Source organism: Acidiphilium sp. PM (assembly GCF_000219295.1).
Taxonomy (GTDB): domain Bacteria; phylum Pseudomonadota; class Alphaproteobacteria; order Acetobacterales; family Acetobacteraceae; genus Acidiphilium; species Acidiphilium multivorum.
Genome location: NZ_AFPR01000523.1, coordinates 1 through 590, shown reverse-complemented (window position 1 = coordinate 590; position 590 = coordinate 1). Strand labels below are relative to the sequence as shown.

General features: G+C 72.9%; 1 protein-coding gene and 1 pseudogene. Both read right to left on the bottom strand.

Going from position 1 to position 590, the window contains the following annotated elements; all coding sequences use genetic code 11:
• Positions 1-275, bottom strand: a pseudogene (locus tag APM_RS17175) (hydrogenase formation protein HypD); the annotation flags it as partial.
• On the bottom strand, positions 256-483 hold the full coding sequence (locus APM_RS17170) for a HypC/HybG/HupF family hydrogenase formation chaperone (protein WP_007424663.1): 228 nt from the start codon (positions 481-483) through the stop codon (positions 256-258). The gene APM_RS17170 and the pseudogene APM_RS17175, both read right to left, overlap by 20 nt.
• Positions 484-590: the final 107 nt, after the last annotated feature.

Genomic DNA, 590 nt, shown 5'->3' with positions numbered 1-590 from the left:
AGGGTGACGCCGCCGGCCATCGCCAGGGCGATCGCGTCGGCGAGGTCTTCCTCGGGGCAGACGCAGACCGGGCAGCCGGGGCCGGGGATGATGCGCACACCCTCCGGCAGGAGGGCGCGCAGGCCGAGCATGCTGAGGCTGCGCTCATGCCCGCCGCAGACATTCATGATGGCGACCGGCGGGCCCGGCGGCAGGGCACGGATGCGGTCGAGCCAGAGCCGGGCCTCGGCCTCGCCGCTCATCGCCGCCCCGCGCTCACGGCGCGGCCTCGCCAAGGACGGCGAGCAGCTCCCAGGCGGAGCGGGCCTCGCCCTCGGTCATTTTCCGCAGCGCGTAGCCGACATGGACCATGACATGGTCGCCGGGCGCGACCTCGCCGGCGCCGAGCATGAACAGGCTGACGGCGCGGCGCACGCCCTGCGCCTCGCAGACGGCGTTGAACCCGTCGATCGCCACGACCTGCATGGGGATACCGAGACACATCGGGGCCGCGCTCCTCCGCGAGAGGCCGGCAAGGTTTCGTTACCGGACGGTTCCGAACCTGCCGCCGGACGGCGGCGCGGACAATGACATGGATCAACCCGGCGCAA

Bases quoted from the DNA above. Each gene is read 5' to 3' on its own strand.
- APM_RS17170 (WP_007424663.1), bottom strand. From the start codon at position 483: ATGTGTCTCGGTATCCCCATGCAGGTCGTGGCGATCGACGGGTTCAAC.